This is a genomic window from Sporosarcina sp. Marseille-Q4943 (assembly GCF_943736995.1).
In the GTDB taxonomy this organism is placed as follows: domain Bacteria; phylum Bacillota; class Bacilli; order Bacillales_A; family Planococcaceae; genus Sporosarcina.
The window spans coordinates 1,429,867-1,446,488 of record NZ_CALSFT010000002.1 but is presented as its reverse complement, the minus strand read 5'-3'; the positions used below and the strand labels follow the sequence as shown (position 1 = coordinate 1,446,488).

The 16,622-nt window shown below is 46.7% G+C and carries 22 protein-coding genes and 1 other annotated feature; all 22 genes read right to left on the bottom strand.

Translation table 11 applies throughout. From position 1 onward, the window contains the following. Positions 1-11 precede the first annotated feature (11 nt). Positions 12-899: an aminoglycoside phosphotransferase family protein gene (locus NIT04_RS07060; RefSeq protein ID WP_252502846.1), complete on the bottom strand. Its 888-nt coding sequence runs from the start codon at positions 897-899 to the stop codon at positions 12-14. After that, on the bottom strand, positions 889-2,031 hold the full coding sequence (locus tag NIT04_RS19115) for a LysM peptidoglycan-binding domain-containing protein (protein ID WP_305880089.1): 1,143 nt from the start codon (positions 2,029-2,031) through the stop codon (positions 889-891). Before NIT04_RS19115 ends, NIT04_RS07060 begins: the two co-directional genes overlap by 11 nt. Before the next feature lie 187 nt (positions 2,032-2,218). Next, positions 2,219-3,100 (bottom strand): prephenate dehydratase, encoded by an 882-nt coding sequence (pheA, locus tag NIT04_RS07050; RefSeq protein ID WP_252502845.1) that lies wholly within the window; start codon positions 3,098-3,100, stop codon positions 2,219-2,221. Positions 3,101-3,139: 39 nt separating this feature from the next. Then, entirely contained in the window at positions 3,140-3,595 is a 456-nt protein-coding gene (locus tag NIT04_RS07045; protein WP_252502844.1) for an ACT domain-containing protein, read from the bottom strand. Positions 3,596-3,639: 44 nt separating this feature from the next. Further along, entirely contained in the window at positions 3,640-4,932 is a 1,293-nt protein-coding gene (obgE, locus tag NIT04_RS07040; protein WP_252502843.1) for a GTPase ObgE, read from the bottom strand. 11 nt (positions 4,933-4,943) lie between these two features. Further along, positions 4,944-5,462, bottom strand: coding sequence for a Spo0B domain-containing protein (locus tag NIT04_RS07035; RefSeq protein WP_252502842.1), 519 nt, complete (start codon positions 5,460-5,462; stop codon positions 4,944-4,946). A gap of 114 nt (positions 5,463-5,576) precedes the next feature. After that, positions 5,577-5,867 carry a 50S ribosomal protein L27 gene (rpmA, locus tag NIT04_RS07030; protein WP_251624735.1) on the bottom strand — a complete coding sequence of 97 codons (291 nt, stop codon included), beginning with the start codon at positions 5,865-5,867 and terminating at the stop codon, positions 5,577-5,579. Between the two features lie 12 nt (positions 5,868-5,879). Beyond that, positions 5,880-6,206, bottom strand: a complete 327-nt coding sequence (locus tag NIT04_RS07025) for a ribosomal-processing cysteine protease Prp (protein ID WP_252502841.1) — start codon at positions 6,204-6,206, stop codon at positions 5,880-5,882. A 6-nt stretch (positions 6,207-6,212) separates the two neighbouring features. Beyond that, positions 6,213-6,521 carry a 50S ribosomal protein L21 gene (rplU, locus tag NIT04_RS07020; protein ID WP_252502840.1) on the bottom strand — a complete coding sequence of 103 codons (309 nt, stop codon included), beginning with the start codon at positions 6,519-6,521 and terminating at the stop codon, positions 6,213-6,215. Positions 6,522-6,534: 13 nt separating this feature from the next. Beyond that, positions 6,535-6,608 (bottom strand) — a sequence feature (ribosomal protein L21 leader region). 41 nt (positions 6,609-6,649) lie between these two features. Beyond that, a complete protein-coding gene (locus NIT04_RS07015; RefSeq protein WP_252502839.1) occupies positions 6,650-7,264 on the bottom strand; it encodes a metalloprotease in 615 nt (204 codons plus the stop codon). Continuing rightward, complete coding sequence (locus tag NIT04_RS07010) at positions 7,261-7,812, bottom strand: M23 family metallopeptidase (RefSeq protein WP_252502838.1); 552 nt, start codon at positions 7,810-7,812, stop codon at positions 7,261-7,263. Before NIT04_RS07010 ends, NIT04_RS07015 begins: the two co-directional genes overlap by 4 nt. Before the next feature lie 420 nt (positions 7,813-8,232). Next, entirely contained in the window at positions 8,233-9,030 is a 798-nt protein-coding gene (gene minD / locus NIT04_RS07005) for a septum site-determining protein MinD (protein WP_252502837.1), read from the bottom strand. A 1-nt stretch (position 9,031) separates the two neighbouring features. Continuing rightward, positions 9,032-9,703, bottom strand: coding sequence for a septum site-determining protein MinC (gene minC, locus NIT04_RS07000; protein ID WP_252502836.1), 672 nt, complete (start codon positions 9,701-9,703; stop codon positions 9,032-9,034). Between the two features lie 25 nt (positions 9,704-9,728). Continuing rightward, on the bottom strand, positions 9,729-10,247 hold the full coding sequence (mreD, locus tag NIT04_RS06995) for a rod shape-determining protein MreD (protein ID WP_252502835.1): 519 nt from the start codon (positions 10,245-10,247) through the stop codon (positions 9,729-9,731). After that, complete coding sequence (gene mreC / locus NIT04_RS06990) at positions 10,244-11,140, bottom strand: rod shape-determining protein MreC (RefSeq protein WP_252502834.1); 897 nt, start codon at positions 11,138-11,140, stop codon at positions 10,244-10,246. Before mreC ends, mreD begins: the two co-directional genes overlap by 4 nt. Before the next feature lie 18 nt (positions 11,141-11,158). Beyond that, positions 11,159-12,175: a rod shape-determining protein gene (locus NIT04_RS06985; RefSeq protein ID WP_252502833.1), complete on the bottom strand. Its 1,017-nt coding sequence runs from the start codon at positions 12,173-12,175 to the stop codon at positions 11,159-11,161. 239 nt (positions 12,176-12,414) lie between these two features. After that, the gene (gene radC, locus NIT04_RS06980; RefSeq protein WP_371922526.1) at positions 12,415-13,089 is read right to left on the bottom strand and encodes a DNA repair protein RadC; all 675 of its coding nucleotides are present in this window, start codon (positions 13,087-13,089) and stop codon (positions 12,415-12,417) included. A gap of 31 nt (positions 13,090-13,120) precedes the next feature. After that, positions 13,121-13,720 (bottom strand): nucleoside triphosphate pyrophosphatase, encoded by a 600-nt coding sequence (locus NIT04_RS06975; RefSeq protein WP_252502832.1) that lies wholly within the window; start codon positions 13,718-13,720, stop codon positions 13,121-13,123. A gap of 96 nt (positions 13,721-13,816) precedes the next feature. Beyond that, positions 13,817-14,485, bottom strand: coding sequence for a hypothetical protein (locus NIT04_RS06970; RefSeq protein WP_252502831.1), 669 nt, complete (start codon positions 14,483-14,485; stop codon positions 13,817-13,819). A gap of 89 nt (positions 14,486-14,574) precedes the next feature. After that, a complete protein-coding gene (locus NIT04_RS06965) occupies positions 14,575-15,330 on the bottom strand; it encodes an A24 family peptidase (RefSeq protein WP_252502830.1) in 756 nt (251 codons plus the stop codon). Then, a complete protein-coding gene (locus NIT04_RS06960) occupies positions 15,327-16,010 on the bottom strand; it encodes a pilus assembly protein PilO (RefSeq protein ID WP_252502829.1) in 684 nt (227 codons plus the stop codon). The genes NIT04_RS06965 and NIT04_RS06960 overlap by 4 nt, the downstream gene beginning before the upstream one ends. Then, positions 16,003-16,620, bottom strand: a complete 618-nt coding sequence (locus NIT04_RS06955; protein ID WP_252502828.1) for a PilN domain-containing protein — start codon at positions 16,618-16,620, stop codon at positions 16,003-16,005. The genes NIT04_RS06960 and NIT04_RS06955 overlap by 8 nt, the downstream gene beginning before the upstream one ends. Positions 16,621-16,622 lie beyond the last annotated feature (2 nt).

Sequence of the window (16,622 nt, the reverse complement as noted above, 5' to 3'; positions counted from 1 at the left end):
TATGCATCCTCCTACTTCATGTTCCGTTCTATATCATACCATAGCTTCGGCCATGAAGAGAGAGCATATTCCGTAAAAGGGATAAGCTTTCTTGCGAGACTTTCCTGCTTTGCTTCCGGCATGTTCAAAAGGTGCAGCCATTCCCTTAACAACTCATTCGGATAAAGCAACATCGATTTCGAGGCATCATCCAGATTGTTCAAAGATGATTGCTCCGCCAGAAGAAATTCTAGATTGTAACACACATTCGGCAAGACACGGTGCATCCAAAGCGCCAATTCCGTTCCAGGAGGTCCAGTACATGCAAGGTCAAAATCGATGAAACGGATAATTCCGTTTCCATCCCGGAGAATATTGTGATGCACGACATCCCCATGAAGCAACGTATAGCCCGAAAGTTTGCGGTAGTTTTTCTTTAGTATGGGAAGGGCCTCCTCCCCATACATAATGATTTCGTCAACCGCTTGTTTTCTTATGAATTTCCCACATGCGTCTCGATTGTCGATAAACCGGTCCAGTCTTTCCCGCCATTTATCCAGGAGCTGGTATCGATGCAGATAAGGGGAGGCGTCCCAGTCAATCTGCTCCTTTGTTTGATGCAACGCTTTGAGGGCCATAAGGGAATCAGTCCGATCAATCCTTCTTCTAAAGTTGACCGGTTTTGTCCCTTCAATCCATGGTTGCATGATGAATAACGGATCGTCAGTCGGGATGATAGGAACGATATGCGGAAAGCGAATTGTATGAAGCTGTCTGTGTACGTAATTCACTTTTACCGCCGTTGATCGCGTCGTATACCGTTTCAGAGAGTAGGAGGACTCTCCTTCCACCATCTTCCAAACATTCTGTTTCACTTTACGGATATTCTTTTCCGGCACCATACGCCGGTCAGCAACCACATCCGTAATTATCCATAGGGTAGAATGGTTGCATTTGCATTGGATTCATTTGCATTGGATTCATCTGCGCTTGGCTCATCGGCATTTGGTTCATTGGCATCGGATTCATCGGCATTGGATACATTTGCATTGGGCTCACTTGCATTGGCATCATATAATTCGGGTGCATTTCGGTAGGAGCCATCCCGTAGAAACCATGAGGAGGGCAACCACAACCGCAATGATGAATCGGCATGCAAGGATTACCGAAAGCGAATGGTTGCTGAGGCTGCATCATCATCCCATACGGATTTTGAAACTCCGGCGATACCATTTGTGGTACATATGCCTGCTCTGGAGGGGTAAAATCCATATCATCCGGAGATTCATCCAGCATCATCGGGGACTCCGTCAATTCCCACCCTCTAACCGGGTAAGGCGGGGCAACTCCAGGACCTCTACCAGGATAGATTGGCGATTCATCATAGTCATCCAGATCATCGGTCATATCGATTGCAGGTGGCCTTACTCCCATTTGAGCCGGGGCTGTCGGCAATTCTTGTGTTGGCATGACTTGTGTCGGCATTGGAGGTGCCGGCATGGTTGGTGTAGGCATTTGCTGTGTGAAACTTGGGAATGTCATCGGTGCACAATCCGCGTCGTAGATCGGCATCCATCCGCACGGAACTGGCATAATCGGTTGGAAAAATTGCGGCATAGCCATTGGCGGCATCGGAGCTGCAGGCGGTATGGATGGCATAGGTTCAGGCGGTAGCGTCATCGCGGCAGGCGGCTGCTGAACAGGCGCAGTCGGCATTGGCTGCATCGGAACAGATGGTGGCTTCGGCATTTCAAATTCCCTTTCAACCCGTGGCATTGGAATCGGTTGCTGCGGCATGCTCGGCTTTTCCATCGCAGGAGGCATAGAAGGCGCAGCTTGCTGTTGCTTCACTTTTTCCGGCATTTTTTCCTTGCCCTTCTCACTCGGCTGAGCTGCAGTTTTTTTCTTCGGCAGAAAAATCTTCATCCCCGGAACGACATAATCCGGGTTTGCTAAATGGGCATTCACCCTTTTCAAATCTTCAAAAGGGATACCGTACTGTCGTGCAATTTTCCACAACGTATCCCCTTTTACAACAATATGGACATCCACTAACAAAATCCCCCTTCCATCAATCCATCGTATGAACGAACGCCCGTCTATGTGACGCAAATTTAAGGTAGGCGCCCTCTCTCTTAGTATGTATATTGTGGAAATGCCTTTAATATTCATTCGAAAAACTGATGTCCCTCAGGCTTCTTTCCTCTGTAAAACGAAAAAACCTCCAAGCTAAAATGATTTAGCGTGAAGGTTTTTGTTCGTACGTAAAGTAGGATCCGAAAGAGCGAACCGTGCAATTGAGCGCGGCAAGCTCCTCTAGCGCGCCTCTCATCATCGGATGCTCTTCGCTTTCCAATATATCGATGATAAAAAAATAATTTCCTAACCCGGTTTTCATCGGCCTGGATTCGATTTTGCTCAAATTCAGCTTTCGCCATGCAAAAACTGAAAGTATTTGATGGAGCACTCCTGAACGGTCGTCCTCAGGCAACTTGACCATCAGTGTCGTTTTTGGCAACTCTGAATGACCCGGAACTTCCAAATGCCCTTTCCTCAAAGACAGAACGACAAACCGTGTATGGTTGAAATGAAAATCATGGATATTTTCTTCTGCGATATGTAAGCCGTATTTTTCTGCAGCTAAGCGATTACCGATTGCAGCGATGCACAGTTCCGGATTTTCAGAAATGTACTTAGCGGCAGCTGCTGTCGATGTCGTCTGGATCAACGGCGTACGTCGGTAATGATATTGCAAATATTTATGGCATTGCGCAAGTGCATGCGGATGGGAACGAACTGATTCGAGCCGCTCCAAGTCATCCTTCCACTTTTTGTTCACCATCATATGCTGTTCAATCGGTATTGAAATTTCCGCGTTAATGAACAGTTCGCTTCCGTGGAATAAATAATCGATCGTCATCGGCACGGAGCCTTCCAATGCATTTTCAAGCGGTACGATTGCATATGCGACATGGCCTTCGGTTACAGCTTCTATACAATCGGGTATTGTCGGTTGCGGTACCAAGCCTTTTGTACCAAAAAGGTGAGTTGCCGCCACATGAGTAAATGAAGCTTCTGGCCCCAAATAGGCGACCGTCGGCTTGTAATCCTGTTCGCTCATCCCAGTTCCTCCATCATGTTGCTCTCTGTTTTTTATTACTTACAATGCTCCAGAACTGATCAAATGGACGGAATCGATGAAAGTCGGTGCTTTCAATTTTTGCATGAATTCCTCCATTTTGATCTGCATCTCCGTTACATCGAGAGACAATGTAATATTCGCGCGACCTTGCACCGGAATCGTCTGGTGTATCGTTAACACATTACACTTAGCTTCCGATATGATCCGAAGAATCGACGCAAGCGAGCCTTTCCGGTCCTCCAGCTGAATGAAGATCGTCAACACTCGTTCACGGGCGATCGACTCGAATGGAAAGACTGTATCCTTATATTTGTAATAAGCGCTTCGGGACAACCCCACCCGCTTCGTCGCTTCTTGGATTGTCCTCTCTTCCCCGCTCGCTAGAAGCCTTTTAGCCTCCAGCATTTTTAACATCGATTCCGTAAGCACATCTTCCCTTACGAGATAAAACTGCCCTTCCCCCAATGGCTTCATTTCATGCCTCCTTGCAACAAGTCATAGAAAACGCACACTGCATCTTATTCGAGGAATTCGAATTCAAAGTCGAGGATTCTGACCGTATCTCCGTCTTTCGCCCCTCGCTCACGAAGTGCATCGTCGATACCCATTCCGCGCATTTGGCGCGCAAACTTACGGACGGATTGATCGAAGTTGAAGTCGGTCATCTTGAACAAACGTTCAAGAGTATACCCCGACAGGACAAAGGCTCCATCATCATCGCGGGTAATCTTGAAGTCCGCAGTTTCAGATTCGTGCTTATAAAGAACCGAACGATTTTCATCCTCATCTTCAATTTCATGCATCGGAAACTCGGGCGTCGTTTCAAGCAAGTCTGCGACAGCAAACAACAGCTGATCCAAGCCTTCACGCGTGATTGCAGAAATCGGGAAGACCAACGCTTCTTCATCGTCAAGCTTTTCTTTGAACAATTTCAGATTCTCTTCAGCTTCCGGCATGTCCATTTTATTTGCGACGATGATTTGTGGCCGTTCCATCAAACGAAGATTGTATTTCTCCAGCTCTTCGTTGATCGTAACGAAGTCTTCGTAAGGATCCCGTCCTTCCATTCCGGACATGTCCACTACGTGGATAATAACTCTTGTCCGCTCGATATGGCGCAAAAATTGATGGCCGAGGCCGACGCCTTCATGCGCCCCTTCGATAAGCCCTGGCAAATCGGCGAGCACGAATGTTCTTCCGCCTTCCAGCTCCACCATCCCGAGATTCGGTACGAGTGTCGTGAAATGGTAATCGGCGATTTTCGGCTTTGCAGCTGATACGACAGATAATAAAGTCGACTTTCCGACACTTGGGAAACCGACAAGACCTGCATCTGCAAGCACTTTCAATTCAAGTGTGATTTCCCGCTCGACGCCTGGTTCCCCTTTTTCAGAAAGCTCAGGAGCCGGGTTTTGTGGTGTCGCAAATCGCGAGTTCCCGCGGCCTCCACGCCCACCTTTTGCGATGACTGCTGTCTGCCCATGCTCTACTAGATCGGCGATGATCGTTCCGGTTTCGACGTCCTTGACTATCGTACCCGGCGGAACTTTGACGACCATGTTTTCGGCGCCTTTACCATGCCGATTTTTACTGCCGCCATGCTCTCCGCGAGTTGCTTTGAAATGGCGTTGGTAACGGAAATCCATTAGCGTCCTCAAACCTTCATCGACGATGAAAACGACATCTCCGCCTTTTCCTCCGTCCCCTCCAGCAGGACCTCCGTACGCTACGTACTTCTCCCGGCGGAACGCAACCATTCCATCGCCGCCGTCGCCACCTTTTACATATACTTTAACGTGATCGACAAACATGTTTATTCCTCCTATTGCCCACTTAATGTGAACGTCCATTGCTTATCTTGCAAGATTCCACTCACTTCAAACCCGCCATCTGTTTGTGGCAGTCTTGGCGATCCCATGAGCGTCCCTTCGATTTTCAATTGGATCGACCAATGATCTTCAGTAGCTTTAACCGCTATATGAACGATATATTCATCCATCGGATCGACTGCTTCTTCGACTACACAAATTAATTTTTCCAAGTAATCGGCGACTGCATCGTCATTGGCGGTCCGGGTACCTGCGATGATGTTGGATTGCAACCTCTTCGAAAAGGCTGTATGTCTCCATTCAAAAGTGCTAAGCCAGATTTCCGTCCTCGGCAAACGCAGTTTTTCCAGCATGGATACATGACGCATGCGTTCCGTCGCTTCCAACAGTGTCCTTCTCGCTTCGGGCATTTTTCCGAGATCCATATATAATAGCATTAATTGCAATTCATTTAAAAAATCATGGCGCGCAAACTTCAGTGCTTTTCCAATCGTCAGGTTATCCGATTCCATTTTCTCACCGCCAAATGTTTCATATACTACAGTATAGCATTCTCTTCACAAAATTCGCCAAAAATAAAAAGGACTGCACGGTAAAATGCAGTCCTTTCAATGTTAGTGATAACATTAAGCTTCTTGAGCTACAGGGTACACGCTCACTTTTTTCTTGTCGCGGCCAAAACGCTCGAAGCGAACTACGCCGTCAACTTTCGCGAAAAGTGTATCGTCCCCGCCGCGGCCAACGTTTTCACCTGGGTGAATTTTTGTTCCGCGTTGGCGATAAAGGATAGAGCCGCCTGAAACGAATTGTCCGTCAGCGCGCTTTGCGCCAAGACGTTTCGAATGAGAGTCACGACCGTTCTTTGTAGAACCTACCCCTTTTTTCGATGCGAAAAACTGGAGATCCAAACGTAACATTAGTGCCACCTCCTATCGGTTGAAAATAAGTTTTATATGTTTCCCGTAATCTTGTTCAATCGTCTGTAATGAAACAATCATCGCCTTCACGATCAATTGGATATCTTCGTCTCTCTCCGTTTCCGGAAAAACCACTTTCAAATAACCTCCGTCAGACCCTTGTTGGATATCCGGGGTTATGCCAGTGAGTGCGATGACAGCGTTGACGGCTCCAAATGAAACCGCGGACGCGCCTGCACAGACGAGATCTTTTCCATATTCCGCAAAATCGGCATGGCCTTTCATCTCAAATGAGCTGATGCGGCCGGATGGTTGTTCATTAATACTGATCTTGATCATGCCGGCTTACGCGTTGATGCCTTCGATGACAACTTTCGTGTATGGCTGACGATGACCTTGCTTTTTGTGGTAGTTCTTTTTCGGCTTGTATTTGAAAACCGTGATTTTTTTCGCGCGGCCTTGTTTAACGATTTTACCAGTAACCGTTGCACCTTCCACGAATGGAGCGCCAACTTTCACGTCTTCTCCACCAACGAATAGAACTTTGTCGAATGTTACAGTTTCCTCAGCCTCGCCGACTACTTTTTCAATGTAGACTTCTTGGCCTTGTTCGACTTTGATTTGTTTTCCACCAGTTTCAATGATTGCGTACATACTTGCACCTCCTCAATAGACTCAGACTCGCCTTCAAAGGTGATCCTTTCGGATGCTTGTACCTTGTCAGTGCGGTTGTAGCACGGGTGCGCTACAAACAATAACATTAAAATATTACCACGCATATTCTATGGCGTCAACTGTTTTCTTTTCAACTGCTCATAAGCCTGTTCATACTTTCTGAACTTGAAAGCGGATATGTTTTGAAAGAGCAAAAACAAAGCTAGAACAAGAAAGAGGACAGTCTCCGGAAGGCCCGAAAGAAGCAAAAGAGTGACAGCTAGTAACACCGATATGGAAAAGACGAGAAATGCGGATCTCACTTTATATTTCCTTTCATCCGTTTCGAGCATGGCGCTAATGGCCTGTCCACCGTCCAAAGGCAAAACAGGCAATATGTTCAGCAATAGGATCGCTGTTTGAATGCGGACGAACTGATCATCTCCAGGAAATGAAAACAGCATTGATAGCAGGAGGAGAATTGCTGTGGCGATAGGCCCTCCGACCGCAACGAACACTCTTTGTCTTTTACCGTAAGAGTGCCGGTCGGGTATTCGCAGTTCTCCTCCGTAAGGCATGATCGTGCATGACCGGACCTTCATACCTGCCATTTTCGCAGCGACAACATGGCCTGCTTCATGGAAAAGAAGGGATATGAAGACGAGAGCGTAAAACGCCAATCCTCCTGTTACCATAAGCACGAGGAAAAAAGGTGCCAAAATGGGATGAAGGCGAAGCTTCATTTCGTATCTTCCGAGAAATAAGTAGCCAACACTGCAGCTTCCAATACGACCCCTTCCCGCTTCACTTTTAAGTAGATCGCCTCTTCATTCATAAGAGCAAGCGTGTCCCCCTTTTTCACAGTCGAATAGGGGAGCTTCGATATCGACCCGACAAATCCGTACGTCACTTCGTCACCATCATCGTACAACACTGTGATCGTCTTCCCTGATTGTCGTGTAAAGCCAGTGAATACGATGAGCCCGTCCCCTTGTGCTGTAATCGGCATAGGATGAGCATAGGATGCAATTACTCCATCCTTATAAGGTTGCATCGATTCATATGCAGCGAATGGTAGCTCTTCAACTGTTTCAGCAGACACTGTGATCGTGTCCTCTTCCGGATCTCCAATTATGGAGGCCACCCACTTTTTCATGACGATGAAATCTTTGCCTGTCGTTATATATTGCGTAACAGGCTTGTTGACAACTCCGATTTCTTCCAATTTGGCAAAGCTGAATACGCCAATCGCTACTATGATTGCAATGACCCATTTTGTTTTCCATTTCACCCCGCCACACCACCTTTTTTCTCAGTATATGACGAGGGTACTATGAATATTATGGGCAATTGTCCAAGGTAACTGTTTATTATATATACCGCTCCAGGTGGACGCTTTCCGCGGGCGAGCAGTCAGCCAATCGAACAGCGAAGGGTTTAATTAGACTTAATTACTACGTTCTTTTCAGAAATTAAGGCATCCTGCTAGTAACACTATGCTTTTACTGTAAAGTAGTGCAAAGATGTGCTCGTAACGCTTCGCTTTTACTCGCAAAAGCCGTTCTTCGTGACGGCTAGGGCAAAGATGTGCTCGTAACGCTTCACTTTTACTCGCAAAAGCCGTTCTTCGTGACGGCTTTCGCTCCCTCATTGCCTACTCTCATAATAAATATAAATATAAAAAAGAACCCTTGCTGACAAGGGTTCCCGTTTATTTAGCGAATAATGATTTCAGTTTCCCGAAAAATCCTGGCTTTCCTTCGTCGAGAGACATGAGTGGCACGGACTCGCCTAAGATCCGACGGGCGATGTTCCGGTAACCGATTGCTGCCGGGTTCGATGGATCCATGACGACCGGCTCCCCTTTATTTGAAGAGGAAATGACTTTTTCATCGTCCAAGACTATTCCGAGCAGATCGATGGATAAATGAGACGTGATCTCATTCACATCCAAAGCGTCGCCGCTATTGACGAGACGGCTTTTGATCCGATTGATGATCAGCTTCGGCGGTTCGATATCCTCTTGCTCCAAAAGTCCGATGATACGGTCCGCGTCCCTCACCGCCGAAATTTCCGGCGTCGTGACAACGATGGCTCGATCCGCACCTGCAACAGCATTTTTATATCCTTGCTCAATACCTGCAGGGCAGTCGATCAAAATATAATCATAATCACGTTTCAATTCAGTGATCAATTCTTTGATCTGTTCTGGTTCAATTGCGTTTTTATCTGTAGTTTGAGCTGCCGGCAACAAAAATAGTCCATCTTCAAAACGCTTGTCCTTGACGAGCGCCTGATGGATTTTGCATCGGCCTTCGATTACATCGACGAGATCGTAAATGATACGATTTTCAAGTCCGAGGATGACGTCCAGATTGCGGAGACCGATATCCGTGTCAACGAGACACACTTTTTTACCTTGTAGAGCCAATGCTGTCCCAAGATTTGCAGATGTCGTCGTTTTACCGACTCCACCTTTTCCAGACGTTATTACGATTGCTTCACCCACACTAGCTCCCTCCTTTGAATGTCGACAGATTAGGTCGGAGAATCCGAAGCTCCTGTAAACGGTCGATGGCAATGAAACCGTTCGGATGTATGTATGCGCATTCCATCTCCGGTTGTTCCGACAAAATTGTCAGCTCGTCAGTCATTGTTTCCATTCTATCCGCTATCATCAAATGCGTCGCTTCAAGCCACGAAGCCGCAATTACCGCTTCTTCATTGCCAGCTGCTCCCGCATGAGCAATCCCTTTCAATCTTCCTAATACATAAATGCTTCCCGCGGCTACGACACGGCCGTTCGGATTGACATCGCCGATTACAACAAGATCTCCATCGGCTTTTACGACCTGTCCCGAGCGAACGATGCCGATATAGGTCTCCGATTGATTCTCCAGTACTTTACGGTTGCACTCTTCGATTGTAATGACTTCGCTCTGTATCTTGGAAACTCGTAAATGCGGCGATTCGTGAACGACATTCATAATTTCCTTAAGCTCCTCTTCATTACAATAACGATTTCCAGTATGCACCTTCACTTCAGCGAGCCCGTCAAGACTGTTTTCGCTGACTTTATTGCGGAGTTCTGCAATCATGTCCGAATAAGCGCATTTGTCGTCAAGTCGGAGGACAAGCCCGTCTTTTGTCCCTTTTATTGTTACATAGTGCTGTTTCGTCATTTGCGTCCCTCACATTTTTTCTTGATTATATTCCGGCTTTTTGCAGTTCTCTCTCGTCGATCAGCCATTTAAACAGATAGCCGAACATCGCCACAAATATGGAATTGGCAATCATTGTCGGCATAAGACGGATCACGATGAACTCTTCGAAGCCGATTGCCGTCAATGCAATCAGGCTGGCAAAGATGAACGACAGCAATTCAAGCACCGCAACCATCGCCATAGATAAAAGCATCACTGTGATGACGTGGCGATGGAGCTGACGGATGATCAAAGCGGCAAGATAGCAGATCACCGGATATAAAAAAGTATATATACCAATAATATCAATGTGATACATATCATACAAGAGTCCAAGTATCATTCCATAGAGGATTGCTCGCCTTCGTCCATAGTAGACGGTGATGAAAATCAGATAGACGATAACGAAGCGGGGTACGAGAGTGTAAGATACATCTGCGATCGATACGGGTGAGAAGAGACTGAATACCGGCTCGAGGAAAAACAATATGACGGCAATAAGAGGGATTATGAACCTGATCACGATCCATCCTCCCCCTCTTCGTCTTCACCAGCGACTTTTCCATCTGTTCCGCTCGTAACGCCAGATGACCTCTTTGCGACCATTACATGAGCCAACATGGAGAAATCAGCTGCCGGACGAATATAAGCCAATTTCGTCAATCCAAAATCATCCGTAGACACTTCCGTCACTTCCCCGATCAACAAACCTTTTGGAAAAATGCCGCCAAGACCAGAAGACTCGACTTTTTGCCCTTCTTTGACGTCAAAATTCGAATCGATGCGCTTCATTATTAATTCGCCACGCGCCGGATCAAATCCTTCTATCAAACCAAAAATAGCTTCCTCACCCGGTATGACAGCAGCCACCCGGAAGTTTCGGTTTTCAGTCGAAAGCAATTCCACTGTCGACGTGAAAGGAGTGACGAGCACCACTTTTCCGACGAGCCCGTTTGCAGTTATGACAGCCATATTCAGCTCTACGCCTTCCACGCTGCCTTGATCGATAATAATTTTCTCTTCCCACTGATCGGGATTTCGTGAAATGACGGTTGCTTGGATAGGTTCATAATCTCTAAGGCTATCTTTCTTTCCGACGATTTCTCGGAGTTTCTCATTATCCGCCTTCACATCTGCCAACTCCGCCTGAGTAGAGGCATATTCTTTTAAGCGTGCTTTCAAATGCTTGTTTTCTTCGTATGTATTCAAAATACCATCGATTTTATCCAATGTGCCTGTAATATAATGTGCCGGTTTCGAGAAAAGAGATTGCCCGAAACCGACGACATCTTTCACTATTTGTTCTGGAAGGGTGGCGTTCTGCCTGTCTTTTAAGGAGAATGAAATCAATGCCACAAGGACAATGACGCCCACAAGCAGCAAAATCAACCGTTTATTCGAAAAAAATCGCGGCATTGCCCAAATCCTCCCTCATTACCTAGCTTGCATCTTTTTAATCACTTCGAAATTATCGAGCGCTTTCCCTGTTCCGATCGCTACACAATCAAGCGGGTCTTCGGCGATGAAGACAGGCATATTCGTTTCATCCGAAATGACCTTGTCCAAGTTTTCAAGCAACGCTCCCCCGCCTGTCAAGACGATTCCGCGTTCCATGACATCCGCAGACAACTCAGGAGGAGTAGCTTCCAACGTTTTTCTGACGCCTTCAATAATTTGTGTGATGGATTCACGTAGTGCTTCAACGATTTCATCAGAAGATATTTCCAAAGTTTTTGGTAGGCCAGTCAATAGGTCTCGACCTCTGATATCCATCTTCTCAGGTTTAGCAGAAACTTTCGCCGAACCGATTTCAATTTTAATAGCTTCCGCTGTACGTTCACCGATTGTCATATTATACGTTTTACGGATATAACCGATGATTGCTCCGTCCATCGAGTCTCCTCCAACACGAATCGATTCGCTCGTAACGATGCCGCCGAGTGAAATGACTGCAACTTCCGTTGTACCGCCACCTATATCGACGACCATGCTGCCAGTAGGTTCCCAAACTGGTAAATTAGCACCGATAGCAGCAGCAAACGGCTCTTCAATTGTAAACGCATCTTTTGCACCAGCTTGTCTCGCTGCATCAATGACCGCGCGCTGTTCGACAGATGTGATGCCGAATGGAACGCAAACCATGACGTTCGGCTTTTTCCATGCGCTGCCTGCAGCTTTTGTCGCTTCTTTCAAATAATGCTCGATCATCGCTGTCGTAATTTCAAAGTCCGCAATGACACCGTCTTTCATCGGGCGAGTCGCCACGATGGAACCAGGAGTCCGTCCAATCATATTTTTAGCCGCTGAACCGACTGCTACGATTTCATTCGTCACTGTGTTTTTCGCTACAACGGATGGTTCTCTAAGAACAATCCCTTTTCCTTTAATGAAAACTAATGTATTGGCTGTGCCGAGGTCGATCCCGACATCCCTTGATCCAAATCCAAACAAATCTGTTCTTCCTTTCTATTCGACCGCATAATATGGTCTTCTTGAAATCATACACCACATTATAACGGATTGAAGAACAAATTCACAGTGTCAATAGCAATAGGATGGATTTTGATGCTATCGCCTTCCTCCTTTAAGCAGCTTGCAGAAGCTCCATCATTCCCTTCATGCTGTAGGGTTAGGAGCCCTTTTCCTTTATTGTTTCCGCATAAATCTATTACCATTTTAGGAGTAATTTGCTAGCTCATATATCCTTTTTCCTTAAGACTTATGAATCGATGATCGCCTATTATTAGATGATCCAGCAGTTCGATCCCGATAATGGAGCCCGCTTCGACGAGCCTTTTTGTCACCTCGATATCCTCCGGTGAAGGCGACGGATTACCGGAAGGGTGGTTATGTGCCGCAATGATGGAAGCAGCGGAGCGTTTCACCGCTTCCCGGAATATTTCACGCGGATGGACGATGGATGAATTCAAGCTGCCGATGAAAATCGTCTGTTTGTGCAGCACTTCATTTTTCACATTGAGGAACAGGACGACAAAATGCTCCTGAACGAGGGAAGACATATCCGTCATCAAATAGGCAGCCGCGTCTTCCGGCGATTTGATGACATAACGGCCTTCCGAATGCTTGCGATAAATCCTCTTTCCCAACTCCACAGCGGCAAGAATTTGGACGGCTTTCGCTTGTCCAACCCCTTTCACTGCTGTCATCTCTTCCACTGTTGCATCCTTAAAGTCTTGGATCTTATCGAATGATTTCAAAATCCTGTTGGCAAGCATGAGAACAGACTCTTCTTTCGTGCCTGTCCGAAGTAAGATGGCGATAAGCTCCTGGTTTGATAGACTTCCAGCTCCTTGACGGATCAGCCTTTCGCGGGGTCTATCCGCGATATGTACATCCCGGATCATCATCTGCTTCTTCGCTTCAACTGTCAAAGAATCATTCAGCCTCCTTCAACAGGATGATGCCTTCTTTGCGCAATGTTTCCACCAGTTTCGATAGGGGCAATCCGACTACGTTCAAATAGTCACCATCAATCTTTTCGACGAGCAAGGCCCCTGCGGTCTGGATGCCATAACCACCCGCTTTGTCCATCGGATCCCCCGAGTCGACATATGCCCGAATCAGCTGATCGTCCAGCTCCTTGAACGTCACTTTCGTCTCCTCGGCAAAGACGGTCGACAATCCGTTTCCGAGAATGCTGACACCTGTGAAAACTGAATGGGTCTTGCCGGAAAACCTTCTCAGGAAGCTTTCAGCCTGTCCCTTCGATGATGGCTTCGGGTACACTTCCCCTTCGAAGACGACAATCGTGTCAGCCGCGATGATGACAGCATCTGACCGCATTTGAGAAACAGCAGCCGCCTTTTTTACCGCAAGCTTCTGGGCATAATCCGCAAAATCATTATCCACCAACTCCACAACTTCTTCGACGTCGCTTGGCATTATTTCGAAAGGAATGCCAAGATTTCTGAGCAGCTCCTGCCTTCTAGGAGAGCCGGATGCCAAAATAATCGGTGTATCTGCCATGAATTCCATATAAGCAACCTCCTTTTTCTTTATCATACTGTAGAAGATGCTCATTGGAAATTTTCACAAATCGGCAATAACTTGATTTCGCCCCGTTTTCACACTTTAAAAATTGATTTTCACACAGCCGTTATTATGAGTATAATGCGAGAGCAACTTGAGACGCACGATGCGCAAATCCGATGTGAATGCGGTCACAGCAACTAAATTCTTACGGAAATCAGCTATTTTTTCATCATCGTCTTCCCCTTCCGCGACAGTTGTCAAAACTTTAATTTTGGACAATTCCTTTTCCGACAAAGCGCTCCTCAATTTCCCCGCGCCAACAGCGGAGCATGAAGATACATCAGCGAAAAAGGGTTTCCTAAATGTCATTTCGTATTCCCTCACTTCAATTTCATCTTCCTGAATGCCGACTGCGCTCCATACATAGAACTGTCCCCCGATTTCTAAAATGTCGGCTTTCGCGAGACTTACATCTTGCGCCATGAAATCCTTTGCCGATTGCACGCTTGAAAAAACCCCATGCTGTTTTGCATACAGTTTGAGGGGGGCATCCTCGGCGGAAATGGCTGGTCCGGATGCCGGAGTCGTTTCACCGGAAGTCGGTGGATTTGTCGTAACGACTTCCTGTTCCACCGCCTTCTCCTTTCCGATTCCATTCGTCCCGACGATGATGAACCCTACAAGTGCCACTGCAGCAATGCCAATGAGTACCCCGTGAAGCATCGCCATCGCAACTGTCACTTTTGAATATTTTTTTCTGAATTTCATGCCAGACCACCCCGTTTTTAGTAACCGTACCAAATCGGACATGAAAAAGAACAAGACGTTTGTCGCCTTGTCCTAACAAATTTATCGACTTAAATGAATAATTGCTGATACCATTCGACAAAGTCCGCTCCGAAAAAATATGAAATGACAGCAGCAACTGCAATGGAAGGTCCGAATGGAACAGGCGTCTTCCTGCCTTTACCTGTTTTCTTCAGAACGTAAATGCCGACGACGGAGCCGATCAGAGAGGCAAAGAACAGCGTCAGTAACGTATTCATCGTACCGAGTACGAGACCGATGACGAAGAATAATTTGATGTCTCCGCCGCCCATTCCGCCTTTCGACACGACAGCGATAAAAAACAGTATGATAAAACCGACTGCCGCTCCTAACAGGCTATCCCACCATGGCGACGTCGGTATGACCCACCGGAGTATTAACAAAGCGATGGCGAAAGGCAGAAGCACTTTGTCGGGGATGATCATATAAGTCAGATCCGATACTGTGATGATAACGAGAAGTGAAACGAACAGCAACGCAATGATTAATTCAAAACTGAAACCGATCTGATAGTATGTAAAAGCGAATAAGACTCCCGTCACGAATTCCATCAGCGGATACATCGGGCTAATTTTTTGTCCGCACCCTCTACATTTTCCACGCAGCGCAATATAAGAGCATATTGGTATTAAGTCGAGCGGACGTAGCTTCCGACTGCAGTTTGTGCAATGGGAAGGCGGAGATACGATCGACTCCTTTTTAGGTACGCGAAGGCCGACAACGTTGAAAAAAGAGCCGAAGATGCTTCCATAAATGAAAAATAGAGTTATCCAGACAACATTCATTCACTATCACCCAATCCAGGAATTTGATTAACCGGCGTTGGATCCTCTTTACCCGCCGGCACCGGCGCGTCCACTTTCGGCGCTTCCTCCTCAAGATTCCCCAAATCAGGCCTGAAAAACGCATGGAAAGCGATAGAAAGTTCCATGAGACCGCTCTTCTGTTCGAATGTCGTCACTTCCTCAGGGGCAGTGAATTCGATACGATTTAGGACGAAGATCCGATTCATCGATTCGATCTCTTCGATGAACCGATCGATTTGACTGTATGCATCTGCCTGCAAACGCACTTCTACAATGACTGCTTGAACGTTTTCAACTTGTTCTGGCGGGTTTTCAATTATCGTATCTTCGAGCGAGAAATTCACTTCATGCACGAAGGTATTGGACTTCACTTCAGCTTTTTGCACTTGGAGAAGAATGAGATCTTCCAGCGGCTTCACAGGCAGCTTCTCCTGCAAAGGACGCGAGCCAGACGTTGCTGCAGGACGTTGCTGTGCTTCTTGCCTCTGAAGTGCAAAGAGAATATCCCTTTCATTCGCCAACGTCTGCGTTGCCCTTTCATTTGTTTCTTTTGCTGGAGCATAGATTTGAAAATAAGCATACGCAGCGAGGACAATTAAAAATACAATCGCCAAAACGAGGAGCCCCAACTCCTTCTGACGTTTTGTCATATTACTCATCGGAGTCACCCTCCTGCCCATCCGTTTCTATCGTTTCTTCCACTTCGACAACAACACCACGGTCATCTACGTATTCGATAAGATAAGTCGCTTCGAATCGTGGAAGTGTATGTAAGTCACTTTCCTCATCGTGACTCACAGCGACTAACGACTCCATCGTTGCGGAGGATACAACTGTCGACGATTTGATCCTCGTCAAATAGTATGCCGCATCGGATTTATCATCGAATTGGACAGTAACCGCCGACTCATGAGGTGCGGTGAATTCGAACGAGACAAAAAACCCTCTCTCCGGCAATAAAGCGACCATTTCACGCAGTAAAGGCAAAGTAGCGAACCGGTACCCTTCCGCCCATTCGACGGTCGAAGCGAGTTTCTCCCGGTCATCTGCATGAGATGAGGGTTTAATATCTTCCCGGATCGCCTCCTGGCTTACATGCAAAGAGGCGATCTGCGTTTCCACCCGAGCCGTCTCCTGTGATAAGGATAGGGATAGAAGAAAAAGAGTTGCCCAAAAAAGAATAGCCGCACCTAAAATAACGAGTGCAGCAATGAGGAGCGTCGAACGCTCCCTCTCCTTTTCAGGCAATAGATTAATATCAACGAGCATGA

Coding starts and splice junctions, on each gene's coding strand:
- pheA (WP_252502845.1), bottom strand. CDS start 3,100: ATGAGCGAACAGGATTACAAGCCGACGGTCGCCTATTTGGGGCCAGAA.
- NIT04_RS07045 (WP_252502844.1), bottom strand. CDS start 3,595: ATGAAGCCATTGGGGGAAGGGCAGTTTTATCTCGTAAGGGAAGATGTG.
- obgE (WP_252502843.1), bottom strand. CDS start 4,932: ATGTTTGTCGATCACGTTAAAGTATATGTAAAAGGTGGCGACGGCGGC.
- NIT04_RS07035 (WP_252502842.1), bottom strand. CDS start 5,462: ATGGAATCGGATAACCTGACGATTGGAAAAGCACTGAAGTTTGCGCGC.
- rpmA (WP_251624735.1), bottom strand. CDS start 5,867: ATGTTACGTTTGGATCTCCAGTTTTTCGCATCGAAAAAAGGGGTAGGT.
- NIT04_RS07025 (WP_252502841.1), bottom strand. CDS start 6,206: ATGATCAAGATCAGTATTAATGAACAACCATCCGGCCGCATCAGCTCA.
- rplU (WP_252502840.1), bottom strand. CDS start 6,521: ATGTACGCAATCATTGAAACTGGTGGAAAACAAATCAAAGTCGAACAA.
- NIT04_RS07015 (WP_252502839.1), bottom strand. CDS start 7,264: ATGAAGCTTCGCCTTCATCCCATTTTGGCACCTTTTTTCCTCGTGCTT.
- minC (WP_252502836.1), bottom strand. CDS start 9,703: ATGACGAAACAGCACTATGTAACAATAAAAGGGACAAAAGACGGGCTT.
- mreC (WP_252502834.1), bottom strand. CDS start 11,140: ATGCCGCGATTTTTTTCGAATAAACGGTTGATTTTGCTGCTTGTGGGC.
- radC (WP_371922526.1), bottom strand. CDS start 13,089: ATGATCCGGGATGTACATATCGCGGATAGACCCCGCGAAAGGCTGATC.
- NIT04_RS06975 (WP_252502832.1), bottom strand. CDS start 13,720: ATGGAATTCATGGCAGATACACCGATTATTTTGGCATCCGGCTCTCCT.
- NIT04_RS06970 (WP_252502831.1), bottom strand. CDS start 14,485: ATGAAATTCAGAAAAAAATATTCAAAAGTGACAGTTGCGATGGCGATG.
- NIT04_RS06965 (WP_252502830.1), bottom strand. CDS start 15,330: ATGAATGTTGTCTGGATAACTCTATTTTTCATTTATGGAAGCATCTTC.
- NIT04_RS06960 (WP_252502829.1), bottom strand. CDS start 16,010: ATGAGTAATATGACAAAACGTCAGAAGGAGTTGGGGCTCCTCGTTTTG.
- NIT04_RS06955 (WP_252502828.1), bottom strand. CDS start 16,620: ATGCTCGTTGATATTAATCTATTGCCTGAAAAGGAGAGGGAGCGTTCG.